General features: G+C 66.8%; 25 protein-coding genes and 1 riboswitch. Of the genes, 19 read left to right on the forward strand and 6 right to left on the reverse strand.

From position 1 onward, the window contains the following. Nucleotides 1-35 precede the first annotated feature (35 nt). From ettA to J2T07_RS10435, 3 genes are all read right to left on the reverse strand, one after another. Nucleotides 36-1,694 carry an energy-dependent translational throttle protein EttA gene (ettA, locus tag J2T07_RS10425; protein WP_306849679.1) on the reverse strand — a complete coding sequence of 553 codons (1,659 nt, stop codon included), beginning with the start codon at nt 1,692-1,694 and terminating at the stop codon, nt 36-38. A gap of 155 nt (nt 1,695-1,849) precedes the next feature. Continuing rightward, nucleotides 1,850-2,911, reverse strand: a complete 1,062-nt coding sequence (locus J2T07_RS10430) for a hypothetical protein (protein WP_306849682.1) — start codon at nt 2,909-2,911, stop codon at nt 1,850-1,852. 150 nt (nt 2,912-3,061) lie between these two features. Continuing rightward, nucleotides 3,062-4,147: a hypothetical protein gene (locus tag J2T07_RS10435; protein ID WP_306849684.1), complete on the reverse strand. Its 1,086-nt coding sequence runs from the start codon at nt 4,145-4,147 to the stop codon at nt 3,062-3,064. 232 nt (nt 4,148-4,379) lie between these two features. On the opposite strand from J2T07_RS10435, the gene glyA reads away from it, so the two are divergent. The 12 genes from glyA to J2T07_RS10495 all read left to right on the forward strand — a co-directional run bounded on the left by glyA (nt 4,380) and on the right by J2T07_RS10495 (nt 14,941). Beyond that, nucleotides 4,380-5,636 (forward strand): serine hydroxymethyltransferase, encoded by a 1,257-nt coding sequence (gene glyA / locus J2T07_RS10440; protein ID WP_306849687.1) that lies wholly within the window; start codon nt 4,380-4,382, stop codon nt 5,634-5,636. 3 nt (nt 5,637-5,639) lie between these two features. After that, entirely contained in the window at nt 5,640-6,155 is a 516-nt protein-coding gene (gene nrdR, locus J2T07_RS10445) for a transcriptional regulator NrdR (RefSeq protein ID WP_306849690.1), read from the forward strand. Nucleotides 6,156-6,193: 38 nt separating this feature from the next. Beyond that, a complete protein-coding gene (gene ribD, locus J2T07_RS10450; protein WP_430539357.1) occupies nt 6,194-7,285 on the forward strand; it encodes a bifunctional diaminohydroxyphosphoribosylaminopyrimidine deaminase/5-amino-6-(5-phosphoribosylamino)uracil reductase RibD in 1,092 nt (363 codons plus the stop codon). Then, nucleotides 7,282-8,268 (forward strand): Gfo/Idh/MocA family protein, encoded by a 987-nt coding sequence (locus J2T07_RS10455; protein WP_306850672.1) that lies wholly within the window; start codon nt 7,282-7,284, stop codon nt 8,266-8,268. The genes ribD and J2T07_RS10455 overlap by 4 nt, the downstream gene beginning before the upstream one ends. Nucleotides 8,269-8,479: 211 nt before the next feature. Further along, nucleotides 8,480-8,628, forward strand: a riboswitch (FMN riboswitch). A 124-nt stretch (nt 8,629-8,752) separates the two neighbouring features. Then, a complete protein-coding gene (locus J2T07_RS10460) occupies nt 8,753-9,394 on the forward strand; it encodes a riboflavin synthase (RefSeq protein WP_306849694.1) in 642 nt (213 codons plus the stop codon). Nucleotides 9,395-9,407: 13 nt separating this feature from the next. Then, the gene (gene ribBA, locus J2T07_RS10465; RefSeq protein WP_306849697.1) at nt 9,408-10,499 is read left to right on the forward strand and encodes a bifunctional 3,4-dihydroxy-2-butanone-4-phosphate synthase/GTP cyclohydrolase II; all 1,092 of its coding nucleotides are present in this window, start codon (nt 9,408-9,410) and stop codon (nt 10,497-10,499) included. A gap of 69 nt (nt 10,500-10,568) precedes the next feature. Beyond that, complete coding sequence (gene ldcA, locus J2T07_RS10470) at nt 10,569-11,501, forward strand: muramoyltetrapeptide carboxypeptidase (RefSeq protein WP_306849699.1); 933 nt, start codon at nt 10,569-10,571, stop codon at nt 11,499-11,501. A gap of 45 nt (nt 11,502-11,546) precedes the next feature. Continuing rightward, nucleotides 11,547-12,014 carry a 6,7-dimethyl-8-ribityllumazine synthase gene (gene ribH / locus J2T07_RS10475; RefSeq protein ID WP_306849701.1) on the forward strand — a complete coding sequence of 156 codons (468 nt, stop codon included), beginning with the start codon at nt 11,547-11,549 and terminating at the stop codon, nt 12,012-12,014. Beyond that, nucleotides 12,011-12,460, forward strand: a complete 450-nt coding sequence (gene nusB, locus J2T07_RS10480) for a transcription antitermination factor NusB (protein ID WP_306849703.1) — start codon at nt 12,011-12,013, stop codon at nt 12,458-12,460. The genes ribH and nusB overlap by 4 nt, the downstream gene beginning before the upstream one ends. A 46-nt stretch (nt 12,461-12,506) precedes the next feature. Further along, nucleotides 12,507-13,460, forward strand: coding sequence for a thiamine-phosphate kinase (gene thiL, locus J2T07_RS10485; RefSeq protein ID WP_306849705.1), 954 nt, complete (start codon nt 12,507-12,509; stop codon nt 13,458-13,460). After that, nucleotides 13,457-13,957 carry a phosphatidylglycerophosphatase A family protein gene (locus J2T07_RS10490; protein ID WP_306849707.1) on the forward strand — a complete coding sequence of 167 codons (501 nt, stop codon included), beginning with the start codon at nt 13,457-13,459 and terminating at the stop codon, nt 13,955-13,957. The genes thiL and J2T07_RS10490 overlap by 4 nt, the downstream gene beginning before the upstream one ends. Nucleotides 13,958-13,966: 9 nt before the next feature. Next, the gene (locus J2T07_RS10495; protein WP_306849709.1) at nt 13,967-14,941 is read left to right on the forward strand and encodes a potassium channel beta subunit family protein; all 975 of its coding nucleotides are present in this window, start codon (nt 13,967-13,969) and stop codon (nt 14,939-14,941) included. A gap of 199 nt (nt 14,942-15,140) precedes the next feature. Here J2T07_RS10495 and J2T07_RS10500 read toward each other — a convergent pair whose 3' ends face one another. Further along, a complete protein-coding gene (locus tag J2T07_RS10500; protein ID WP_306849712.1) occupies nt 15,141-15,875 on the reverse strand; it encodes a 16S rRNA (uracil(1498)-N(3))-methyltransferase in 735 nt (244 codons plus the stop codon). 81 nt (nt 15,876-15,956) lie between these two features. On the opposite strand from J2T07_RS10500, the gene J2T07_RS10505 reads away from it, so the two are divergent. Further along, nucleotides 15,957-16,583 carry a 2-hydroxychromene-2-carboxylate isomerase gene (locus J2T07_RS10505; RefSeq protein ID WP_306849714.1) on the forward strand — a complete coding sequence of 209 codons (627 nt, stop codon included), beginning with the start codon at nt 15,957-15,959 and terminating at the stop codon, nt 16,581-16,583. Here J2T07_RS10505 and J2T07_RS10510 read toward each other — a convergent pair. Then, nucleotides 16,580-17,950 (reverse strand): adenosylmethionine--8-amino-7-oxononanoate transaminase, encoded by a 1,371-nt coding sequence (locus J2T07_RS10510; RefSeq protein WP_306849715.1) that lies wholly within the window; start codon nt 17,948-17,950, stop codon nt 16,580-16,582. The two genes, J2T07_RS10505 and J2T07_RS10510, sit on opposite strands and share 4 nt — an antisense overlap. Before the next feature lie 56 nt (nt 17,951-18,006). On the opposite strand from J2T07_RS10510, the gene gspN reads away from it, so the two are divergent. The 5 genes from gspN to mazG are packed head-to-tail and all read left to right on the forward strand — an operon-like array spanning nt 18,007 to nt 21,722. Then, complete coding sequence (gene gspN / locus J2T07_RS10515; protein WP_306849717.1) at nt 18,007-18,780, forward strand: type II secretion system protein N; 774 nt, start codon at nt 18,007-18,009, stop codon at nt 18,778-18,780. After that, nucleotides 18,777-19,565 (forward strand): inositol monophosphatase family protein, encoded by a 789-nt coding sequence (locus J2T07_RS10520; RefSeq protein ID WP_306849719.1) that lies wholly within the window; start codon nt 18,777-18,779, stop codon nt 19,563-19,565. Before gspN ends, J2T07_RS10520 begins: the two co-directional genes overlap by 4 nt. Beyond that, nucleotides 19,562-20,119 (forward strand): ADP compounds hydrolase NudE, encoded by a 558-nt coding sequence (gene nudE, locus J2T07_RS10525; protein WP_306849721.1) that lies wholly within the window; start codon nt 19,562-19,564, stop codon nt 20,117-20,119. Before J2T07_RS10520 ends, nudE begins: the two co-directional genes overlap by 4 nt. After that, a complete protein-coding gene (gene cysQ / locus J2T07_RS10530) occupies nt 20,116-20,934 on the forward strand; it encodes a 3'(2'),5'-bisphosphate nucleotidase CysQ (RefSeq protein ID WP_306849722.1) in 819 nt (272 codons plus the stop codon). The genes nudE and cysQ overlap by 4 nt, the downstream gene beginning before the upstream one ends. After that, a complete protein-coding gene (gene mazG / locus J2T07_RS10535) occupies nt 20,931-21,722 on the forward strand; it encodes a nucleoside triphosphate pyrophosphohydrolase (RefSeq protein WP_306849724.1) in 792 nt (263 codons plus the stop codon). The genes cysQ and mazG overlap by 4 nt, the downstream gene beginning before the upstream one ends. Before the next feature lie 327 nt (nt 21,723-22,049). Here mazG and J2T07_RS10540 read toward each other — a convergent pair whose 3' ends face one another. Then, complete coding sequence (locus J2T07_RS10540; protein WP_306849726.1) at nt 22,050-22,583, reverse strand: hypothetical protein; 534 nt, start codon at nt 22,581-22,583, stop codon at nt 22,050-22,052. Between the two features lie 165 nt (nt 22,584-22,748). On the opposite strand from J2T07_RS10540, the gene J2T07_RS10545 reads away from it, so the two are divergent. Next, on the forward strand, nt 22,749-23,522 hold the full coding sequence (locus tag J2T07_RS10545; protein ID WP_306849728.1) for a hypothetical protein: 774 nt from the start codon (nt 22,749-22,751) through the stop codon (nt 23,520-23,522). Nucleotides 23,523-23,533: the final 11 nt, after the last annotated feature.

Here is a 23,533-nt window from a genome sequence, read left to right on the forward strand (position 1 = left end):
TCTGAAGGTGCCTGCCTCGCAGGGCGCCGGTCTTGTCAGACCAGCTTCTTGTACTTCACGCGCTTCGGGCCGGCGTCGTCGCCCATGCGGCGCTTCTTGTCGGCCTCGTACTCGTTGTAGTTGCCGGGGAAGAACTCGACGTGCGAATCGCCTTCGAACGAGATGATGTGCGTGGCGATGCGGTCGAGGAACCAACGGTCATGCGAGATGACCACCGCGCAACCCGGGAATTCGAGCAGGGCGTCTTCCAGCGCGCGCAGGGTCTCGACGTCGAGATCGTTGGACGGTTCGTCGAGCAGCAGCACGTTGCCGCCCTGCAGCAGGGTTTTGGCCATGTGCAGGCGACCACGCTCACCGCCGGACAGCTGGCCGACGATCTTCTGCTGATCGGTGCCCTTGAAGTTGAAGCGACCGATATAGGCGCGCGACTGGATCTCGAAGTTGCCGATGGTGAGGATGTCCGAGCCGCCGGAAACCTCTTGCCACACGTTGTTCTTCGGATCGAGGGCATCTCGTGACTGGTCGACGTAGGCGAGCTTGACAGTGTGGCCCAGCTTCACCTCGCCGCTGTCCGGCGTTTCCTTGCCCATGATCATCTTCATCATGGTCGACTTGCCGGCGCCGTTCGGGCCTATCACGCCGACGATGGCACCCGGCGGGATCTTGAACGAGAGGTCCTCGATCAGCACGCGGTCACCGAACGACTTCGTGACGTTCTTGAACTCGATCACTTCCTGGCCCAGGCGCTCACCCGGCGGAATGAAGATCTCGTTGGTCTCGTTGCGGCGCTGGTACTCGACCGAGTTCAGTTCTTCGAAGCGGTTGAGACGGGCCTTGCCCTTCGACTGGCGACCCTTCGCCGCCGAGCGCACCCACTCCAGTTCCTTCTTGATCGCCTTCTGGCGCGACTTTTCCTGGTTGGCTTCCTGAGCGAGACGCTGGTCTTTCTGCTCCAGCCACTCGGTGTAGTTACCCTTCCAGGGAATGCCGCGACCGCGATCGAGTTCGAGGATCCATTCGGCGGCGTTGTCGAGGAAGTAGCGGTCATGGGTGACGGCCACCACGGTGCCCGGGTAGTCGTGCAGGAAGGTTTCCAGCCAATCGACCGATTCCGCATCCAGATGGTTGGTCGGTTCGTCCAGCAGGAGCATGTCGGGCTTGGACAGCAGCAGGCGGCACAGTGCCACGCGGCGCTTCTCGCCGCCGGACAGGGGGCCGATCTTCGCGTCCCACGGCGGCAGGCGCAGCGCATCGGCCGCGACTTCGAGCTGGCGCTCGAGGGCATGGGCGTCGTTGGCGGCAAGGATGCCTTCCAGGGCCTCCTGCTCCTTGGCGAGCTTGTCGAAATCGGCGCCTTCTTCGGCGTAGGCCGCGTAGACCTCCTCAAGGCGCTTCTGGGCGTCGAGGACTTCCGAGACGCCTTCCTCGACGGCTTCGCGAACGGTCTTGTTCGGATCGAGATCCGGTTCCTGGGCGAGGTAGCCGATCTTGGTGCCCGGATTGGCGCGCGCCTCACCCTGGAAGTCGGTGTCGACGCCGGCCATGATCCGCAGGACCGTGGACTTGCCTGCGCCGTTGATGCCCAACAGGCCGATCTTGGCGCCAGGGAAGAACGACAGCGAGATGTCCTTGATGATCTGGCGCTTCGGGGGGACGATCTTGCTCACCCCGTTCATGGTGTAGATGTATTGCATGGACGCTCCGTAAGGCACAGCCGCGCCCCCGGCTGGATGCCGGGTGGGCAAACCCCAATTGTACCGCGTCCGACCGGCCCATGCCCCGTTCCGGCCGGCCTTCGTCCGGTTCGTAAAAACGGGTGGGGCAGGGGGGGGGGGCTCCCCCGGCACCGTTACAACACGCCGTGGGCGATGTAGTCGCGGATTCGTGCCCGGTTCTTGTCCGAGTACACATAGCAGTGCGAGCGGAACGGCGAGTGGTTTCCATACATGTTCGTCTCGCACCACCAGCCGCCGTAATGGATTTCCGCATCTTCGTGCAGCGCCCCGAGTGTATGGCCGAGTTCGTGGGCGATGATGGTGTAGCCCCCGGCTTTCGACGCGATGGCTTCGCTCTGGTTTCGAAGCGCGACCCCTGAAAGGCCGGGAGATATCGCGTGCTCGGTGAACAGCAGGTACTTGTCCTTGTGCGTGCGCCGGTAGCCGCGTTTCTCCACCAGTCCGGCTACCACGCTCGTCCAGCGCGAGATGGAGGCGTTGCCTCCGTATTTCATGTCCGTCACTCCGCGTATCCGGCCGACGACGTCGACCTGGATAGCCTGGTCGGGCACGATCTTCTCCCTGAGTTCCGCGAGCCACCAGGACAGGTAGTCGCGATACAGGTCGTGCCCGTCGACGATGCCGGTATCGTCGTGCACGAAGATGGTGATCGTGAGCGGATCGTCTTTCGCCGCACGCTCCGGGAACACGACACGCACCGTGCCCGCGTCGCTCGAACCCTGGGCGATGGGATCCGGCTGGCCGGAAAATTCGACGGGGCCCGCAGCCGGGCGAGTCACATGTTCGGTCTCGTCCGTTCCAAGGGTGAAGCCCCGTGTGTCGAGACTGTCGTCACGCAGCATCGTCACGTCCACGTGGTTTGCCCGGCGGGAGACGACCGCCCGGGCGCCATCGACGCGCGCATTGAACATGTCGATGGTATCGCCGTTGGGCATCCGGATGTCCACGGCCATCCGCGACAGCAATGTCAGTGCCGCGGGCTCGCTTTCGAAAGCATCGTGTTCATTGTCCCGGGGCAGGAGGATGGTCTGCGGCAACCCCAGGGCCAGAGCCTGGTCGAATCGCGCGACGACGGAAATGTCGTCGACCGGCCCAGCCGTGGCGATCGACGGCGTCATGGCGCAACTGGCGCTGAGAGCTGTGATCGCACGCAGCATGATTATCGGGTGTTTCATGGAACCTTCCCTGGTTGATTTCGGCGATCCTTATTTTCGTCCTCCCGCTGGTGCGCCCCAAACCAGCGCGATGAGGCGCTGGCGTATATCTGGGGCGGCGTACCAGGACAGTGTTGTCCAGCTAGTCGCGTAGTCCGCGTGCCTAGCCCTTCAACGGCCGCTCTTGTAGCGCATCGTGTTGCGGATGAGCTGCACGTTCGGCAGGCTGTATGCCTTGCACGGGACGGTGGGATCCACCGGATACATGATCGTGTCGCACGTGGAGAAAGGCCCGGTAAAGCGGCGTTCCGCGTGGTCGTGGGACGCACCCATCGTATGGCCGATCTCGTGCGCGGGCACGACGATGCTTCCCGCGATGCTCGCCATGGCGAGCGAACCGGGCTGGTGATCCGCGATACCGGCCGCTCTCGGCTCCACCTCCCTTCCTTTCACCAGCAGGATGTTGCGCATGGACCGGATGCCCACCGAGCCGGGCAGGTCGGGATCGGTGTATTCCCGGACGGCCCGGGCCCAATGGAACAAGGCTCCCTTGTAACCGTACGAGGGATCGGTAAGGCCGGGAATCGTCCTGCGCAGGTGGACATGCACCCGGCGGTCTTCCAGTACGTCGAATTCCATGCGCTTGACCCACCATGCGAAGAATCGTTCGAAGACGGCGTCATCGTCGAGCACGACGTCGTCGTGGACGAAGGCGAGAACATGGAGGTCCCGAGGTCCCCCTTCGTCCGCGACGGGGTCCGCGGACAGTTCGTCCGGGTTCCGAGGCGGTTCCTCGTCGAGCGCATCGGATTCGGATGCCGGCAGGTCGACGAGCGGCGTCTGGGCTTCGACGGGGAGCTCGTGCCCGCGTGTGAATGCGGTCGTATGCAGGACCTGGCCGTCGATCGACGAGATGCGCAAGCTGTCTCCGTGACGGATCGCCACGGCGTCGCCACCGCGAAAACGTACGTCGTAAAGCTCCGCGGCGCCTCCGTCGGAAAACGTCGCGCGACTGGCCAATCGTGCCCGGATGGTGAGCTCTTCCGCCGGAGGCGGCGTCCCGGGGGCCGAACGCAGCCCCGCGGGCTGCCCAGTCGCGATGGTTGCCGGCAGGCCGCCGGCCAGCACCGCGTCGAAGCGCGCCACCGTGTCCGGGCCTGGGCGAGGTGGATTGTCGGTGGCCGCAAGGGCGGCGGAACTGGCGAAGGCCAGGGCGAGGCAAGACCGGCGCAGCCGGCCACGTTCCGTGATTTTCATGAGGCATTCCTTTGGGTTGGACGATTCAGGAGACGCGCCCGTGTTCGGGGAAGGCGCGTTGGGCAAGCGTAATTCCGCGGGAACGTGACCCGCTACGCAGAAAAAGACCGGTGCGGCCCAGGCCTACGCCATTTGCCGGCATGCGCCCGCGTACGGCCCGGGCAGTGGCCGCAAACGCCCGCTACCGCTACACTTTCGGTCTTCTTTCCCCACCCGTTCCCATGAGGTCGAGATGTTCCCGAAGGATGCAACGATCGCCGGCTATGACGACGAACTCGCCAAGGCCATCGCCGACGAGACCCGTCGCCAGGAGGATCACGTCGAGCTGATCGCCTCGGAGAACTACGCCAGCCCGCGTGTGATGGAAGCCCAGGGCTCCTCGCTGACGAACAAGTACGCCGAGGGCTATCCCGGCAAGCGTTACTACGGCGGCTGCGAGTACGTCGACATCGCCGAGAGGCTGGCGATCGATCGCCTGAAGAAGCTGTTCGGTGCCGACTATGCGAATGTCCAGCCGCACTCCGGTTCGCAGGCCAATCAGGCGGTGTACTTCGCGTTGCTCCAGCCGGGCGACACCATCCTGGGCATGAGCCTCGCCCACGGCGGCCATCTCACCCACGGCGCCAAGGTCAACTTCTCCGGCAAGATCTTCCACGCCGTGCAGTACGGCATCGATCCGGACACCGGGCTGGTGGACTACGACGAGATCGAGAAACTCGCCGTCGAGCACAAGCCCAAGATGATCGTCGCCGGCTTCTCCGCGTATTCGCAGGTGCTCGACTGGGCGCGTTTCCGCACCATCGCCGACAAGGTCGGTGCGTACCTGTTCGTGGACATGGCGCACGTCGCCGGCCTCGTGGCCACGGGAGCGTACCCGAGCCCGATCGACCATGCGCACGTGGTCACGTCCACCACGCACAAGACCCTGCGCGGTCCACGCGGCGGCATCATCGTCGCCAAGGGTCTTGGCGAGGAACTGGAAAAGAAGCTGCAGTCCATCGTCTTCCCTGGCATCCAGGGCGGACCGCTGATGCACGTCATCGCGGCCAAGGCCGTGGCCTTCAAGGAAGCGTTGGAACCCGCCTTCAAGGAATACCAGGCCCAGGTGGTCAAGAACGCCAAGGCGATGGCGAAGACCTTCATGGACCGTGGCTACAAGATCGTTTCCGGCGGCACGGAAAACCATCTCATGCTGATCGATCTGATCGGCCGCGACGTCACCGGCAAGGACGCGGAAGCCGCGCTCGGCAAGGCGCACATCACGGTGAACAAGAACGCGGTGCCGAACGATCCGCGTTCGCCCTTCGTCACCTCCGGCCTGCGCGTGGGCACGCCCGCGATCACCACCCGCGGTTACAAGGAAGCCGATGCCATCGAGCTGACCCAGTGGATCTGCGACGTGCTCGATGCACCGGCCGACGCCGCCGTCATCGCCTCGGTGCGTGACAAGGTCACCGCGCAGTGCGCCAAGTTCCCGGTGTACGGCTGATCGATGCACTGTCCGTTCTGCCAGCATGAAGACACGCGCGTCATCGATTCCCGTCTCACCGAAGACGGGAGCACGGTGCGCCGCCGTCGCGAATGCCCGCAGTGCGGTGAGCGCTTCAACACCTTCGAGACGGCCGAGCTGAAATTGCCGGCCATCGTGAAGTCCGGCGACCGGCGTGAGCCTTTCGACGAACATAAGCTGCGGGTCAGCTTCGAGCGCGCGTTGCAGAAGCGTCCGGTCGCCAGCGACGCGGTCGATACCGCGATGCGCGCGGTGATCAACGACCTTCGCCGCATGGGCGAACGCGAAGTCCCCTCGCGCCAGGTCGGTGAACTGGTGATGCGTGAACTGAAGAAGCTCGACCAGGTGGCCTACGTGCGTTTCGCTTCGGTCTACCGGCGTTTCGAAGACGTCCATGCCTTCCGCGAGGAGATCGAGAAGCTGGAACGTGATCTGCCATCGCTCGAAGGCCTGCAACTGCCGCTGCTCGACGCGGCGCGGCGAGGGCGCAAGCCCTGATGTCGCGCCCGTTCTTCCCGGCCATGGACCATGTCCACATGGCCCATGCCCTGCGTCTGGCCGAACGCGGCCTGCACACCACCCAGCCGAATCCCCGGGTCGGCTGCGTCATCGCGCGCGGCGAGACGGTGCTGGGCGCGGGGTGGCACCAGCGGGCGGGCGAACCGCACGCCGAAATTTTCGCGTTGCGCGAAGCCGGTGAGGCGGCCCGTGGCGCCACCGCTTACGTCACCCTGGAACCTTGCGCGCACTTCGGTCGCACGCCACCGTGCGCCGACGCCTTGATCGCCGCGGGCGTCGGCCGCGTGGTGATCGCGCACGAAGATCCCTTCGACAAGGTCGCGGGTGCCGGCATCGAGAAGCTCCGCGCCGCCGGCATCGGCGTGCAGGTTGGCCTCATGCGCGACGCCGCGCACGAGCTCAACATCGGCTTCTTCAGCCGCATCCAGCGTGGGCGGCCCTGGGTGCGCGTCAAATTGGCGATGAGCCTCGACGGCCGCACCGCGCTCGCCGACGGCTCGTCGAAGTGGATCACGGGCGACGCCGCACGGGCCGACGTGCAGCGCTGGCGTGGTCGTGCCTCGGCCATCCTTTCCGCCAGCGGCACGGTACTCGCCGACGATCCTCGCCTCACCGTGCGCCTGCCCGGCGACGAGCGTTTCGTGCCGCCACTGCGTGCGATCCTCGACACGCGGCTGCGCACGCCGGTGGGCGCCCATGTACTCGACGACGCGGCACCGACGGTGCTGTTCCACGCAGAGAGCGCCCCCGTGCTCCCGCACCTTGCCGACATCCAGCGTGCCGTCATCCGCGAGGACGATGGCGGCGGCCTCGACCTGCGCGCCACGCTCCATTGGCTCGCCCAGCGCGATGCCAACGAAGTGCACGTGGAAGCCGGGCCGGCACTATGCGGCGCGTTGCTCGCGGCCGGGCTCGCCGACGAACTGCTGGTCTACATCGCGCCCGTCCTGCTGGGCCATACGGCACGGCCGATGCTGACCTTGCCTCCCTTGGATGACATGGCGTCGCGCTGGAAGCTCGACACCATCGACCGTCGCCAGGTCGGCGACGACACCCGTCTTCGGCTGCGCCCCACCGTCCAGCGACGGTCCGCCGAGGTGGACCGATAGCCGTGCCGCCGTTGACGCACGTCCGCTGGGGTATCGTCGGCTGCGGCGCCGTCACCGAGGTGAAAAGCGGCCCCGCTTTTTCGAAGGTACCGAACTCGTCGCTGGTGGCGGTCATGCGCCGCGATGCCGGCAAGGCGCGTGATTACGCGGAACGGCATGGCGTGCCGAGGTGGTACGACGACGCATGCGCCCTGATCGCGGATGCGGAGGTCGACGCGGTCTACGTCGCCACGCCGCCTTCCAGCCACCGCGAATACGCCTTGATGGCGATCGCGGCCGGCAAGCCGGTGTACGTCGAGAAGCCGATGGCTGTCGATCACGCGGAATGCGAGGACATCGTCGCGGCGGGCGAGGCCGTCGGCGTGCCGGTGTTCGTGGCGTACTACCGTCGCATGCTTCCGCGCTTCCGCACCATCGCCCGCCTGATGGGCGAAGGCGCCATCGGCACGCCACGCATCGTCCAGGTCTTGCTCCACCAGCCGCTCGATCCACGCTACCGCGATCGGGCCAACCTGCCGTGGCGGCTGCGTCCGGAGATCTCCGGCGGCGGCATCTTCGTCGATATCGGGTGCCACACGCTGGATATCCTCGATTTCCTGCTCGGGCCCATCGTCGACGCGCGGGGCATGACCTCCAACCAGATGGACGTCTATCCGGCCGAGGACACCGTGTCGATGGCGTTCCGTTTCGGTAGCGGCGTGCTCGGTACCGGCCTGTGGAACTTCGGCGCGGACCGGCGCGAGGATCGCGTGGAGATCGTCGGTGACCGTGGCCGGCTCATCTTCGCCACCTTCGGCGACGATCCGATCCGGCTCGAGTCCGGCGGGCGTGTCGAGGACATCCGCGTCGCCAATCCCGAACATATCCAGCAACCGCTGATCGAGAGCATCGTGGCGGAGCTGACGGGTCGGGGCACGTGTCCCTCGACGGCTCGCACGGGTGCGCGCACCAGTTGGGTGATGGACCAGGTGCTCGGCAACTGACCCCTGCGGGAGTCGTCCCTGTGCGGGAGCCTGCTTGGTGGGAGCCGGCCTTGCCGGCGATCCCGCGGCAGCAGGCCAGATTTGCGGCAAGCACCCATCGCCGCCGAAGCGGCTCCCACAACAGCGAAGTCGCCGCTATCAAGTTGTCATTGAGCCGGGCGGCCCCATGTTATCCTGCGCCGGCTGAGGTCCCTTGGGACACCAGTCTCCACAGCGTCTTCAGGGCGGGGCGAAACTCCCCACCGGCGGTAGGTTTCCACGAGGAAACGAGCCCGCGAGCGCTCCCGGTCCGCCGGGAGGTCAGCAGATCCGGTTCGATGCCGGGGCCGACGGTCACAGTCCGGATGAAAGAAGACGGCGTCGTGCGCTCCTCGCCGGGCGCGTGCCGCCATGCGCCTTGGGGCGTTTTTCGCTCACCACCGCGGGAAACGTTTCATGAAAAACCAGCTTCGCACCGTCGCCTCCTTCCATGGAGGCCACTGACATGTTCACGGGCATCATCCAGGCCGTCGGCCGTATCGCACGGCTGGAACGGCGTGGCGGCGACGTCCGCCTCACGGTCGATACATCCGGACTCGACATGGCCGACGTCGCCCTCGGCGACAGCATCGCCGTCTCCGGTGTCTGCCTCACCGTGATCGATTTCGACGCGGTCAGTTTCGCCGCCGACGTCTCCAACGAAACCCTTTCCCACACCACGCTCGGCAAGCACAAGGCCGGCGACCCGGTGAACCTGGAGAAAGCGCTCCGCCTGGCCGACCGTCTCGGTGGCCACCTCGTCTCCGGCCACGTCGACGGCACGGGCAAGGTGGTGTCGGTGCTGCCCGACGGGCGATCGCAGCGCTGGACGTTCGAGGTTCCCGCCGACCTGGCGCGCTACGTCGCGCACAAGGGATCGGTGTGCATCGACGGCACGAGCCTCACCGTGAACGAAGTCGCCGGCAACCGGTTCGGGGTCAACCTTATTCCCCATACGGTGGCACATACGGCATTCTCGGCGCGCCGTCCCGGCGATGCCGTCAACATCGAGGTGGACGTGGTCGCCCGGTATGTCGAACGCCTGCTTTCCAGCGGCGACAGCCCGCGCCTCGACGAGGCCTTCCTGAAGCAGCACGGCTTCGCCTGAGGAAACCCGCGACATGTCATTCAACACCATCCCTGAGATCCTCGAGGACCTGCGCAATGGCCGCATGGTCGTGATCCTCGACGACGAGGACCGCGAGAACGAAGGCGACATCGTGATGGCCGCCGAGAAGGTGCGGCCGGAAGACGTCAACTTCATGGTCCGCGAGGCCCGCGGCCTGCTCTGCCTCACCCTCACCGAACAGCGCACGCGTCAACTCGGCCTCAAGCCGATGGTCAGCGACAACAGTTCGCCGTACCACACCAATTTCACCGTCTCGATCGAGGCGGCCGAGGGTGTCACCACCGGCATCTCGGCGCACGATCGCGCGCACACCATCCAGGTGGCCGTGGCGAAGGAGGCGAAGCCCGCCGACATCACCATGCCCGGGCACATCTTCCCGCTCACCGCGCAGGCAGGTGGCGTGCTGACCCGCGCCGGACACACCGAGGCCGGTTGCGACCTGGCGGCGCTGGCGGGCCTCGAACCCGCATCGGTGCTGATCGAGATCCTGCACGACGACGGCTCGATGGCCCGCCGCCCCGAACTCGAGGTGTTCGCCGCGAAGCACGGGCTGAAGATCGGCACCATCGCCGACCTGATCCGCTATCGCCTGGAGACGGAGAAGACGGTCGAGCGTGTCCATGAGGAAGACGTGGAGACGGAGTTCGGCGCGTTCCGCCTGGTCGCCTTCCGCGACCAGATCCGCCATGGACTGCACTTCGCCCTGGTTCGCGGCGACGTGGCCGACGGCGAGCCGGTACTGACGCGGGTGCATGTGCGGAACACATTGTCCGACGTGCTGCACCTGAAACGCGACGATCTCGGCCAGACCGTGACCGACGCGCTGCGTCGCATCGACGCGGAGCGGCGCGGCGTGTTGCTGGTGCTTTCCGGCGAGGACACCCCCGAGGCGCTGCTGGCACGGCTCAAGCGCGACCATGCGCCGATGCCGCCGCCGAAGGACGACCAGGAATGGCGTCAGCTCGGCCTGGGCGCACAGATCCTCGCCGAACTCGGGGTAACCCGCCTGCGTGTGATGGGCACGCCGCGCAAGTTCGTCGGCATCACGGGTTTTGGCCTGGAAGTCGTCGAGCAGGCGGGCTGAAACCTGGCCTCGGGTTGCGAAACGACACCCCACCGCTTATTTCTAGCCCTTTCCCCGACGACACCCCGCATGACGCACAGCTATGACATCCGCCTGATCGCCCCCTCCGGTTACCCACACAGCCCCGATGCGATGCAGCGTGGCATCGCCCGTCTCGAGGCCGCGGGCCACCGGGTCACGGGCAAGGAGGTCCTGGCCCGGCGCGACCTGCGTTTCGCCGGCACCGATGCCCAGCGTGCGGCCGATCTGGATGCGTTCGCCGATCCCGCGTGCCCGCTACCGGACATCGGCCTGGCGATTCGTGGCGGCTACGGAGCCCATCCGCTGCTGCCGATGCTCGACTACGAACGCATCGGCGCCCGGCTGCGCGGCGCACCCGTGGCACTGGTCGGGCACAGCGATTTCACCGCCCTGCAGTGTGCCCTGTATGCGAGAAGCGGCGTCGTCACCCTCGGCGGGCCCATGCTCGGGGCGGATTTCGGCGCGAACGAACTCGATGCCCTCACCTGGGAGCATTTCTGGCATACCCTGGCCAGCGACGAGGTCCATGCGGAATGGGCCGCTCCGCTGACCGAGGATATGACCACCAGCGGTACGCTATGGGGTGGCAACCTTGCCATGCTCGCCGGCTTGGCCGGCTCTCCTTACTTCCCTGCGATCGAGGGCGGCCTGCTCTTCGTCGAGGACGTGGCCGAGCCCCCGTACCGGGTGGAGCGCATGCTGTTCCACTTGCTCCATGCCGGCGTGCTGGGCGCGCAAAAGGCTTTGCTGGTGGGTGATTTCACCAGCTACCGCGTTTCCGAGTACGACAACGGCTACGACCTCGACGTGGCACTGGAGCGCATCGCCGCGGTGGCCGGCATCCCCGTGGTTCGCGGGCTGCCGTTCGGCCACGGACCCGCAAAGCTCACGTTGCCGTTCGGGGCACCCGGCCGCCTCGCCGTCGCCGCTGGACGCGCCACGCTCGATTTCACCGGCCACCCCAGGCCGAAAACCCCGTAAAATGTCCGGTCGCGCGGCGGCCGATTCGCCACAGGATTACCTTGCATGAAGATCATCGAAGGCGATTTCGCCACTCCCAAGGGCCGTTTCGCCATCGTGGCCGGCCGCTTCAATGCGTTCGTCGTGGAGCCGCTCGTCCAGGGCGCGCGTGACACGCTGGTCCGCCACGGTGTGAAAGACGACGCCATCGACCTGATCCGCGTCCCCGGCGCATGGGAAATCGCGCAGGCCGCCTACAAGGTCGCCGGTTCGGGCAACTACGCCGCCGTGCTCGGCCTGGGTGCAGTGATCCGGGGCTCCACGCCGCACTTCGACTACGTCGCCGGCGAAGCCGCCAAGGGCCTCGGCCAGGCCGCCTACGCCTCGGGCGTACCCGTGTGCTTCGGCGTGCTGACCACCGACAGCATCGAGCAGGCCATCGAGCGGGCCGGCACCAAGGCGGGCAACAAGGGCGCCGACGCGGCCATGGTCGCCATCGAGATGGTCAACCTCTACACGAAGCTCGGGAAATGAGCAGCAACCCTCCGCATGGAATCGACCTCGCCGCTCGCTCGCGCGCCCGCCGCCGTGCCCTCCAGGCGCTCTATGCCTGGCAGGTCGGCGGCAGCAAGATGGCCAGCGTCATCGAGCAGTTCCGCCACGAGCAGGACATGGAAGTAGCCGACCTCGAATACTTCGAGGACATCCTGCGCGGCGTGGAGCAGCACGTTAAGGAGCTCGACGACGGCATCAAGCCCTTCGTCGACCGGGAGGTCGCGCAAATCGATCCGATCGAGCGCGCGGCCTTGCGCATGGGTGCGTACGAGCTGAAGTACCGTCCGGACGTCCCCTACCGCGTCGTCATCAACGAGGCGGTGGAAGCCACCAAGCGTTTCGGTGCCGATCACGGCCACAGCTATGTGAACGGCGTGCTAGACAAACTCGCGACGCATTGGCGTACCGCCGAAAAGCGATCCTGATCCAGGCGCCGCGATTCCCGCGCGCTTTCTTTCCCAAGGGAAACGCATGGAATTCGACCTGATCGAACGCATTCGCCGGCATACGGAAGTCCATCGCGACGACGTGATCGAAGGCATCGGTGACGATGCCGCCATCGTCGCGGTGCCGGCCGGCCGCGAGCTGGCCATCGCCATCGACACCCTCGTCGAAGGGGTCCACTTCCCGCCCGGTACGTCGCCGGCCGACATTGGCTGGAAGGCGTTGGCGGTGAATCTTTCCGACCTCGCCGCCATGGGAGCCACCCCGGCGTGGGCCTTGCTGGCGCTTACGACGCCCGGTGGCGACGAGGCCTTCTTCGATGGCCTGGCCAGGGGCTTCGCCGAACTGGCCACGCCGTACCGGCTTGCCCTCATCGGCGGCGACACCACGCGCGGCCCCCTGACCGTGACGGTTGCCGTGCATGGTTTCACGACGCCGGGCGAGGCCTTGCTTCGCTCGGGTGCGCGCGTGGGCGACGTGGTCATGGTCACCGGAACGCTGGGCGATGCGGCCGCCGGCCTGCGTTGCCTTGCCGAGGCCGACGCCTCGCCCTATGCCGCCCTGGTCGATCGGCTCAACCGGCCGACGCCACGCGTTTCGGCCGGGCAGGCGCTGCGCGGCATCGCCACCGCCTGCATCGATATCTCGGACGGGCTCGTCGCCGACCTGGGCCATATCTGTACGGCCAGCGGCGTAGGCATCGACATCGAGGCCCCGCTCTTGCCGCGCTCGTCGGCATTGCTCACCCACTTCGTGGAAGCCGACGCGCTGGACTTCGCGCTCGGCGGCGGCGACGACTACGAACTCTGCTTCACCGTGCCGGCCGACCGCGCGGGTGAACTATCGAGCACGATGGCGCGCCTCGGCTGCGGTGCCACGCGCGTGGGCCGCGTCGTGGAAGGCAGCGGTGTGCGCGTGCTCGACGAGCACGGTGGCGTGTATGAGCCGTCGCGCACCGGCTGGAACCACTTCGCCGCATGAGCACGAAATACGTCCTTGATCCCGCGGATCGCCGCCGCCTGCTCGCTTCGCCGGCAGGGTGGATCGCGTGCGGTTTCGGCTCCGGCCTGACACCGAAGGCGCAAGGGACCTTCGGCTCGCTGGCGGCGATCCTTCCGTGGCTGTTGCTGCGCGACCTGCCGTTATCCGCCTGGATCGCCGTCATCGTGGCGGCATTCGGCATCGGCGTATGGGCTTGCGATGTCGCCGGCCGCCTTCTTGGCGTGGCCGATCACCGCAGCCTGGTCTGGGACGAATTCGTCGGCCAGTGGATCGCCTTGCTGCCCGCGCTGTTCGCGCCATGGTGGGCGGTGGCGGCGGGCTTCATCCTGTTCCGCGTATTCGACGTGTGGAAGCCGTGGCCGATCGCCTGGTTCGACCGGCGTGTGAAAGGGGGGCTGGGTGTCATGCTCGATGACGTGATCGCGGGTATCGTTGCCGCCATCGCGTTGTTCGCGATCCTCCACTTCATCCGTTAGGAATTCGCCATGGAATACCGCCGCCTCGGCTCGACCGGCCTCAAGGTCTCCGCACTTTCCTACGGTGCCTGGGTCACCTTCGGTCGGCAGGTGGGCCGCTCGCAGGCGCGCGAACTCATCGCGCTCGCCTATGACCATGGCGTCAACTTCTTCGACAACGCGGAAACGTACAACGCCGGTGAAGCCGAACGCCTGATGGGCGACGTCATTGCCGACCTGCACCTGCCGCGCGATGCGTACACCGTGTCGAGCAAGGTGTACTTCGGTGCGAGCGAGCAACCGAAGCCGACCCAGCGCGGCCTCTCGCGCAAGCATGTGTTCGATGCCTGCCACCAGGCCCTCGAGCGCCTGCGCGTCGACTACCTGGACATGTACTTCTGCCACCGTGCCGATCCCGATACCCCGGTGGAAGAGACGGTCCTGGCGATGGACACCCTCATCCGCCAGGGCAAGGTGCTCTATTGGGGAACCAGCGAATGGTCGGCTGCCTCGATCGAGGAGGCCCACCGGGTCGCGCGCGAGCGAAACCTCATCGCGCCGTCGATGGAACAGCCGCAGTACAACCTCCTGCATCGCGAGCGGTTCGAGCGGGAATACGCGCCCCTCTACGAGCGCTACGGCATGGGTACCACGATATGGTCGCCCTTGGCCTCGGGCCTGCTCACGGGCAAGTACAACGATGGCGTGCCGGACGATTCGCGGCTGGGCCATCCCGATTACGGCTGGTTGCGCGAGGCCCTGCTGGAAGACGATGGCGCGCGCCTGAAGACCGTGCGCGCACTCGTGCCGATCGCCGCCGACCTGGGTCTGCCCCTCGCGCGCTTCGCGCTGGCCTGGTGCCTGAAGAATCCGCACGTCTCGACGGTGATCCTCGGCGCGAGCAAGACCGCGCAACTGGCAGAAAACCTCAAGGCCCTCGATGCGCTGCCGTTGCTCGACGAGAGCGTCATGCGCCGCATCGACGCGGCTTTGCCACCCGCCTGAGGCCGACCATGGAAGCCGCTCAAGGTGGCAGCCGACCTTGTCGTGCCTGGTGGGAGCCGACCTTGTCGGCGATCCCGCGGCAGCGGGCCAGGTGGTGGCAAGCCCCCATCGCCGACAAGGTCGGCTTCCACCAACACCAAAACCGCGGCTCCGACCGGTTGCGGTTTCCACCAAGGTTGCCGTTCCCGCCGGGCCTCGCTCAGATGTCGCCGTAAAGCGCCTGCAACGCCGCGATCGCGGCGAGTCCGGCGGTCTCCGTGCGGAGGATGCGCGGGCCCAGTTTCAAGCCAAGGAAACCCGACGCCATCAGGGCCGCGCGGTCGCGCTCCCCGAAGCCGCCTTCCGGCCCGATCGCGAGGATGGCCGCATCGCGCAGGCCGAGTTCGCCGGGACGTTTGCTTCCTTCCGGAAGCAACGCAAGCCGTGGAGATGCATCGCCGCCGAGCGACGCCAGCCACGCCGACAAGGGCAGTGCCGGATCGATCGTCGGAACGCGGGCGCGGCCCGATTGTTCGCACGCGCTGGCGGCCACCGCGCGCCAATGGACGAGGCGTTTTTCCGCGCGTGCCGGATCGAGCTTCACCTCCGATCGTTCAGTGAGGATCGGCACGACGCGGGCGATGCCGAGCTCGGTCGCTTTCTGCACGATGAGGTCCATCTTTTCACCCCGGGCGACGCCCTGGGCGAGGGTGAGCGCGAGCGGGGACTCGTTGACGACCGCACGGCCGCTGCCGACCGACGCGACGACCTCGCGCTTGCCCACGCCGACGAGGGTGGCGTCGTACTCCATGCCGTCGGCGCCGGAGAACAGCACCACGGGCGCGCCCACGTCCAGTCGCAACACGCGGGCCACGTGCTCTCCCGCCTGGGCGGGGAGGGTGATCTCCTGGCCGGCGGCCAGGGCAAGGTCGACGTGGATGCGTATGGTGCGCATGATGTGTCTCGTGTCACGGAATGCGCATTGTAGCCAGCCGCACGGCCCGCTATCGTCCATGGGGTTTCCCGGGAGCCACCCATGCCGATCGCTTGGTACTTCGATTTCGTCTCGATGTTCTCCTGGCTGCAATGGCAGTCGATCCGCGAACTCGCGGAGCGGCGCGAGGTGGCCCTGCGGCCGATCCTGTTCGGTGCGTTGCTCAAGGAAATGGGCCAGCGTGGCCCGGCCGAGATTCCGCGCAAGCGCGAATTCACCTACCGCTATGCGCAATGGCGTGCGCGGCAAGCGGGTATCCCACTGCGGTTCCCGCCCGCGCATCCGTTCAATCCGCTGCCGGCCTTGCGCCTCTGTATCGCGGCGGGGACCAGCGTGGAGGCGGTAGGCGCCATCTTCGAATGGATATGGGCGCACGGACGTCCGGCCGATACGGCCGAGGCACTCGAACCGCTGGCGGCATCGCTCGGGATAGCCGATGTACGCGTCGCGCTGGCCGCTCCCGAGGTGAAGACCCGGCTGCAGGCCAACTTCGAACAGGCGATGGGCCAGCAGGTGTTCGGCGTACCCACGCTCGCCATCGGCGATGAACTGTTCTGGGGTGCGGACGCCCATGGTTTCGCGATGGACTACCTCGCCCATCCGGACCTGTTCGCGGAGGGCGAGATGGACCGCCTCGGTCATCTGCCGGTGGGCTTGTCGCGCGTCTAGGCCACCGCTTTCGCGATGCCGGCGATCGCGGTGTCGATCATGAAGTCGATCTCCGCCTCGCTGACCACGTAGGGCGGCATGAAATACACGACGTTGCCCAGCGGCCGCAGCAGCGCGCCGTGCTCGAGGCCGTGGCGATACACGCGAAGACCTCGGCGCTCGGCGGCGGCGAAGGGCGTGCGCGTGGCCTTGTCGGCGACCAGTTCGATCGCGGCGATCATGCCGGTCTGGCGCACGTCCGCCACGTGCGGATGGTCGGCCAGCGGTGCGATGCGCGAGGCCATGTGCGCGGCCAGGACGCGATTGCGCTCGAGTACGGGATCATCGCGGAATATCTTGAGGGTGGCGGTGGCCGCGCGGCAGGCGAGCGGGTTGCCGGTGTAGCTGTGCGAATGCAGGAAGGCCTTGCCGGTGGCGTACTCGGCATAGAAGGCCTGGTAGACATCGTCGGTGGTGAGTACGGCGGATAGCGGAAGGAAGCCCCCGGTAAGTCCCTTCGACAGGCACAGGAAGTCCGGCGAGACGCCGGCTTGCTCGCTAGCGAACAAGGTTCCCGTCCGGCCGAAGCCGACGGCGATCTCGTCGGCGATGAAGTGCACGTTGAATTCGTCGCACAGCGCGCGCAGGCCCGTGAGGTATGAAGCGTCGTACATGCGCATGCCGCCAGCGCACTGCACCAGCGGCTCCACGATGACGGCGCAGGTTTCGTGCGCGTGTCGTTCGAGCAAGCGGCGCATGTCGCCCAGGCGGCGCGTGGCGATGTCCTTCGCCGTCTCGCCGGGTTCGCCTTCGTAGGTGTCCGGCGAGGGCGCGAGTTCAGGCGTCAGCAGCAGGGGTGCGTAGGTCTTGCGATAAAGCGCCACGTCGCTGACGGAAAGCGCGCCCAGGGTCTCGCCGTGATAGCTGCCGGTGAGGGCGATGAAACGGGTCTTCTCGCCGTGGCCGCGATTGAGCCAGTAGTGGAAGCTCATCTTCAGCGCCACCTCGATGGCGGCGGACCCGTTGTCGGCGAGGAAGACGCGCTCTAGTCCCGCCGGCGTGATCCGCACCAGTTCCTCGGCCAGTTCCAGCGCGGGTTCATGGGTGAAGCCGGCGAAGATGACATGCTCCAGGCGGTCGAGCTGGTCTTTCAACGCCCCGGCGATACGCGGCTCCGCGTGGCCGAACAGGTTCGTCCACCAGGAACTGACGGCATCGAGGTAGCGCTTGCCGTCCGCACCGATCAGCCACGCCCCTTCGCCGCGCACCACGGGTACCATGGGCAAGGTTTCGTGGTCGTGCATCTGGGTGCACGGGTGCCAGAGGACGGAAAGGTCGCGGGCGACGAGCGCGTCGGCGGCGGGGGAAGCGAAAAGGGCGTCGGTCATCCGCCCATCATCGCCCCGTACCCCCCGGTCCTCAAGTCGAGAGGTGAGGTGATGGTTTGAAGTGGTTGCGTTGGACGGCCCTGCTCGTCGCCTTGCTGGCTGTCGCCGCGGGGCTTTCATACTGGTTCCTGCCGGCGAGCGTGGCCGTGCCGTTCGCGGCGCGGCGGGTCCACGGCGTGGTGCTCGACGAACTCTCGGGCACGCTGTGGAATGGGCGCGCGGGGCGCGTGGCGATGGCCGACGGCCGCGAACTCGGCGTCGCCACGTGGCGGCTCGGACGGGACGCGATCCTTGGACGCACGCACCTGGACATCCACTTGGATGGCGGCGCGGGACGTTTCGACGGTCATCTGGAAAGCACCGGCCGCGACAACGCGACCTGGAGCGGGGTCGAGTTCCGGCTGGATGCCGGCGCCTTGGCCGGACCGGCCCTGCCGCCCGGGCTGGTTCCGGTGGGCGTGGTGGAAGGGCACATTCCACGTGCCGAACTTCAAGGCAACTGGCCGGTGGCCCTCGATGCCGACATCGCATGGCGGAAGGCCGCCGTGCGCACGCCCGAGGGCTATGTCACCCTCGGCGATATCGCGCTGGAAGCCTCGAGTCAGGGTGGGGTGCTGCGCGCCACGCTCGCCGATGACGGCGCGGGCTCGCTGGCGGTGAACGCGGCCTTGGCCGCTTCGCCGCTGGGCTGGCGCATGGAAGGCAAGCTGGTTCCTCGCATCGCTGACAGCGCGTTGTCGCATCTCATCGCACGTTTCGGCCCGGTGGGCCGCGACGGTTCCGTCAACCTCCAACGCAAGGCGGGGCTGGCGCCCTCGATCACACCATGACAGACATCCTCGACAAGGCGCTTGCCGCCGCGCGCGACGCCGCCGGAGCGGCCGCCGAGATCATCCAGCATTACTGGCGCGCCGGCGTGGACGTGATCGTGAAGGGCGACGACACGCCGGTCACCGTCGCGGACCGCGAAGCGGAAATGGCGATCCGCGCGATCCTCGCGAAGGCCCTGCCGGAAGCGGGTATCTATGGCGAGGAATACGGGGCGGACGACACCTCGCGCGAATACCTGTGGCTGGTGGATCCCCTGGACGGAACGAAGAGCTTCGTCCGCCGCACGCCGTTCTTCTCCACGCAGATCGCCCTGATGCATCGTGGCGAACTGGTGTTGGGTGTCTCCTCCGCTCCCGTGTACGGCGAGCGCATGTGGGCCGTGCGCGGACGTGGCGCCTTCCTCGACGGAGACCCCGTGCGCGTGGCGTCGACGGCGACGATGCGCGAGGCATCGATCTCCACCGGCAACGTGAAGACCCTCACGACGGATGCCCGATGGGATGCGCTGGGCGCGATGATCCGCGACAGCAACCGTATCCGTGGCTATGGCGATTTCTGTCATTACCACCTGCTTGCCCGTGGCGGCCTCGACCTGGTGATCGAATCCGACCTGAACATCCTCGACATCGCCGCCCTGGCGGTGATCGTCCGCGAGGCCGGCGGTGTGTTCACCGACCTGGACGGCGCCGCGCCCGGCCTCGACACGCGCAGCGTCTTGGCAGGCACGCCGGCCATCCACGCCGAGGCACTGGCGCGATTCACCGGCGTTACAATCGCCCGATGAACAAACGCCCGACGATCCTCGCGACGCGCGACGCACCCGATAGCCCCCTCCGCCGCGCGGAAGAGGTCGACCTCGTGTTTTCCAACGGCGAAAGGCGCACGTACCAGCGCTTGAAAGGCAGTGGCTTCGGCGCCGTGCTGATCGTCGCGATGCGCGACCCGGAAACGGTGCTGCTCGTGCGTGAGTACGGCGTTGGCGTGGACCGCTACGAACTGGGCGTGCCCAAGGGCCGCCTGGATGGCGACGAGACGACGGAACAGGGCGCGAATCGCGAACTGAAGGAAGAAGTTGGCTACGGCGCGCGCAAGCTGAAGATCCTCGGCACGCTGTCGTTGTCGCCCTCGTACATGACCCACCTCGCGCACGTCGTCCTCGCGGAAGATCTCTACCCTGAGCGCCTGCAAGGCGACGAGCCCGAAGAACTGGAAGTGGTGCCCTGGCGGATGGACAAGCTGCACGAGCTGCTCGCGCGCGACGACGTGACCGAAGGCCGCTCGATCGCCGCACTGTTCATGGCCCGCGAATACCTGGCCGGGCGGTACCGCCCCGCATGAGCGTATCGCCGGCAGCATGGCTCGATCCGGTCTGCACCATCGCGCGACAGGCCGCCGAGGCGATCCTCGCGGTGTATGCGCAGGATTTCGAGGTCGTCTGCAAGGACGACGATTCCCCCGTGACCGCCGCCGACCTGGCCGCCCAGCGCGTGATCGAGGAGGGCCTGCATCGGCTGGCGCCCGGCGTGCCGCTGATTTCCGAGGAGGCGCTCGCGGCACCCTGGGCCGAACGGCGTACCTGGCGGCGCTACTGGCTGGTCGATCCGCTCGACGGTACGCGCGAATTCGTGAAGCGCAACGGCGAATTCACGGTGAACATCGCGCTCATCGAGGACCACCGCAGCGTGCTCGGCGTGGTGCTCGTCCCGGTGACGGGCGATCTGTATGCCGCCGCCCGTGGTCAAGGCGCCTGGCGGCAGTCCGCGATCGACGGGCCGCGCGAACGCATACACACACGCCGCGCCGGCGGCCTGCTGAGGGTCACCGGCAGCCGCTCGCACGCGGGTGGCCGCAGCCTCGCGCTGCTCCATCGCCTCGGTGATCACGAGACCTTCGTGCTCGGTTCGTCGCTCAAGTTCTGCGTGATCGCGCGGGGTGACGCGGATATCTACCTGCGCCTGGGTGCCACGTCCGAATGGGACACCGCCGCGGCGCAATGCGTGCTCGAGGAAGCCGGTGGCGCCGTGCTCGACCTGGCTGGCCGTCCGTTTCGCTACAACACGCGCGATTCACTCATCAATCCCGAATTCATCGCCTGTGGCGATACCTCGATCGATTGGGCCGCCAGCCTGATCGATCCGGAGGATGGCACGTGACGCGACCGGTGAACGACCTCATCGCCATCATGGCGCGCCTGCGCGATCCGGAGAACGGTTGTCCCTGGGACGTGAAGCAGAGCTTCGCCACGATCGCGCCGTACACGATCGAGGAAGCATACGAAGTAGCCGATGCGATCGACCGTGTGGACATGCACGACCTGCGCGACGAACTGGGCGATCTCCTGTTGCAGGTCGTGTTCCACGCACGCATGGCGGAAGAGGCAGGGCATTTCGCCTTCGGCGATGTCGTCGAGGCGATCTGCGACAAGATGCTGCGTCGTCATCCCCATGTGTTCGGCGACGTCACGCATGCCAGCGACCTTGCGCGCTCACGCGATTGGGATCGCCTGAAGGCGGAGGAGCGCGCGGCCAAGGGCGCCGACGATACCAGCGCGCTTGCCGGCATTTCACGCGGGCTGCCGGAATGGCAGCGCGCGGTGAAACTGCAGAAGCGCGCCGCGAACGTCGGCTTCGATTGGCCGGACCATCGGCCGGTGCTCGACAAGATCGAGGAAGAGATCGAGGAAGTCCGCCACGAATTCGAGAACGGTGCCGACGAGGAACGCCTGGCCGATGAAATCGGCGACGTCTTGTTCGTCGCGGCCAACCTTGCGCGGCATGCGAAGGTCGACGTGTCGCGCGCGTTGCGTGGTGCGAACGCGAAGTTCGAGCGGCGCTTCCGCGCGATGGAGGCGCTTGCCGCGATGGAAGGACGCGAGCTGGCGTCCTATTCATTGCAGGAGCAGGAGATGCTCTGGCGCAGGGTGAAGCGCGAGGCAAGCTGATCGCAAATCGCCGACAAAGTCGGCTCCCACCCAGGTAGTCGTTGCACGGCCAGCCCTGTGGGAGCCGATTTATCGGCGATCCCGCGGCAGCGGGCCAGGGTGAGGCAAGCACCCTTGTGGGAGCCGATTTATCGGCGATCCCGCGGCAGCGGGCCAGGGTGAGGCAAGCATCCTTGTGGGAGCCGATTTATCGGCGATCCCGCGGCAGCGGGCCAGGGTGAGGCAAGCACCCATCGCCGCTGAAGCGGCTCCCACATGAGGCGGCCCAACACAGGCCCTAGAAGGAAACGGGGCCTTGCGGCCCCGTTTCCTTCACTTCACTTCACTTCACTTCGAAGCAGCCGACTTGTCGGCCATTCGCTGCGCCATGCGCGCCTTGAACTGCTCCATCTCCTGGTGACGCTTCTGATCCTGCGCGAGGTTCTCGTCGAGGCTCTTGCGCATCGTGGCGATGGCGGCGTCCGGATTCTGCGGTTGCATCTGCGCACGTGCCAGATGGCGGTACACGTAATCGCGGACCATCGGGTTCTGCGACTTGGCCAGCACATCGTTGTAGAGCGCCGGCAGTTCCTTGCTTCGGCCGGTTACGAGGTAGAGGCGTTCGAGCGCGCGGAGGTCGCCGATAACGCCGGAGCGGGCCATGCCGCCACCGTGACGGTCCCAGCCGCCGTGCCCGCCGCGACCGTGGTCACGGTCGCCATCGCGGCCCCACTTCGGGCCCTGCTGGGGGCCGGCCGGCTGGCTGGCGTGAGCCGCCGGAGTGGCCGGTGTCTTGGGGGCGGCATCCTGCGCGAACGCGAAGGCGGCCGAACCGGCAAGGAGAAGGGAAGCGGCACTGGCGAAAAGGGTCTTGCGTTGCATAGGGTGATCTCCCGGTTGGACTTGCACGGGGAAAAACGTGCCGCCTCGCCGGCGGTTGACGGGCTTGTTGTCAACCGCTCAGATTCGTGTGAAATCGCGGTTACAACCTTTTGCGCGTGGCCGGCATCCATCACCGGCACACCATATCCACCGGAGGGGATTTCCATGCGCCACCTGCTTCTCACCTCGCTGTTGCTGGTACCGGCCGTCGCCATGGCCGATGACCAGTGCAAATTCCACGCGGATCGCAATCTCGATCTCGATCTCTCAGGCGTCCGCGCCGTGCGCTTCTCCGTCCACGCCTACGAACTGCACCTTTCCGGCGGCGCGCCCGCGGGCAAGGGAATGGTGCGCGGCAAGGCTTGCGCCTCCGACCAGCAGACCGTCGACAACCTCGTCGTCACGCAGGAACGCGACGGCGACACGCTCCTGGTCGAACTGAAGACCAACCGCAACAGTGGCTGGTCCGGCTTCGGCAGTCACTACAGCGACCTGAAGGTCGAGGCCAGCGTGCCGTCGAACATCCCGGTCATGGTCAACGTGGGCTCGGGCGAGGCCAAGGTACGCGGCGTCGCATCACTCGACAGTTCGTCGGGCTCGGGTGAACTGGAAGCGAGCGACATCAAGGGGCCGGTACGGACCACGGTGGGCTCGGGCGAGGTGAAGCTCGATAACACCGGCCCTGTCGAGGTCGACACGGTCGGCTCGGGCGATTTCGAGGCGAAGCATGTGAACGGTGGCGTGCGCATCGGCACAGTCGGCTCGGGCGATGCGAAGCTCAGTGACATCGGCGGCAACGTGGAAGTCGGGACCATCGGTTCGGGCGACCTCAATGTCGATGGCGTTCGTGGAGACCTCAGGGTGCGTACGCAGGGCAGCGGCGATATAGACCACCATGGCGTCACCGGCCGCGTCGACGTTCCGGACAAGAATCGCTGATCCCCGCCGGA

This window comes from Luteibacter jiangsuensis (assembly GCF_030812295.1).
GTDB lineage: Bacteria > Pseudomonadota > Gammaproteobacteria > Xanthomonadales > Rhodanobacteraceae > Luteibacter > Luteibacter jiangsuensis_A.

Coding starts and splice junctions, on each gene's coding strand:
- ettA (WP_306849679.1), bottom strand. CDS start 1,694: ATGCAATACATCTACACCATGAACGGGGTGAGCAAGATCGTCCCCCCG.
- J2T07_RS10430 (WP_306849682.1), bottom strand. CDS start 2,911: ATGAAACACCCGATAATCATGCTGCGTGCGATCACAGCTCTCAGCGCC.
- J2T07_RS10435 (WP_306849684.1), bottom strand. CDS start 4,147: ATGAAAATCACGGAACGTGGCCGGCTGCGCCGGTCTTGCCTCGCCCTG.
- glyA (WP_306849687.1), top strand. CDS start 4,380: ATGTTCCCGAAGGATGCAACGATCGCCGGCTATGACGACGAACTCGCC.
- nrdR (WP_306849690.1), top strand. CDS start 5,640: ATGCACTGTCCGTTCTGCCAGCATGAAGACACGCGCGTCATCGATTCC.
- ribD (WP_430539357.1), top strand. CDS start 6,194: ATGGCCCATGCCCTGCGTCTGGCCGAACGCGGCCTGCACACCACCCAG.
- J2T07_RS10460 (WP_306849694.1), top strand. CDS start 8,753: ATGTTCACGGGCATCATCCAGGCCGTCGGCCGTATCGCACGGCTGGAA.
- ribBA (WP_306849697.1), top strand. CDS start 9,408: ATGTCATTCAACACCATCCCTGAGATCCTCGAGGACCTGCGCAATGGC.
- ldcA (WP_306849699.1), top strand. CDS start 10,569: ATGACGCACAGCTATGACATCCGCCTGATCGCCCCCTCCGGTTACCCA.
- ribH (WP_306849701.1), top strand. CDS start 11,547: ATGAAGATCATCGAAGGCGATTTCGCCACTCCCAAGGGCCGTTTCGCC.
- nusB (WP_306849703.1), top strand. CDS start 12,011: ATGAGCAGCAACCCTCCGCATGGAATCGACCTCGCCGCTCGCTCGCGC.
- thiL (WP_306849705.1), top strand. CDS start 12,507: ATGGAATTCGACCTGATCGAACGCATTCGCCGGCATACGGAAGTCCAT.
- J2T07_RS10490 (WP_306849707.1), top strand. CDS start 13,457: ATGAGCACGAAATACGTCCTTGATCCCGCGGATCGCCGCCGCCTGCTC.
- J2T07_RS10495 (WP_306849709.1), top strand. CDS start 13,967: ATGGAATACCGCCGCCTCGGCTCGACCGGCCTCAAGGTCTCCGCACTT.
- J2T07_RS10500 (WP_306849712.1), bottom strand. CDS start 15,875: ATGCGCACCATACGCATCCACGTCGACCTTGCCCTGGCCGCCGGCCAG.
- J2T07_RS10505 (WP_306849714.1), top strand. CDS start 15,957: ATGCCGATCGCTTGGTACTTCGATTTCGTCTCGATGTTCTCCTGGCTG.
- J2T07_RS10510 (WP_306849715.1), bottom strand. CDS start 17,950: ATGACCGACGCCCTTTTCGCTTCCCCCGCCGCCGACGCGCTCGTCGCC.
- J2T07_RS10520 (WP_306849719.1), top strand. CDS start 18,777: ATGACAGACATCCTCGACAAGGCGCTTGCCGCCGCGCGCGACGCCGCC.
- nudE (WP_306849721.1), top strand. CDS start 19,562: ATGAACAAACGCCCGACGATCCTCGCGACGCGCGACGCACCCGATAGC.
- cysQ (WP_306849722.1), top strand. CDS start 20,116: ATGAGCGTATCGCCGGCAGCATGGCTCGATCCGGTCTGCACCATCGCG.
- J2T07_RS10540 (WP_306849726.1), bottom strand. CDS start 22,583: ATGCAACGCAAGACCCTTTTCGCCAGTGCCGCTTCCCTTCTCCTTGCC.
- J2T07_RS10545 (WP_306849728.1), top strand. CDS start 22,749: ATGCGCCACCTGCTTCTCACCTCGCTGTTGCTGGTACCGGCCGTCGCC.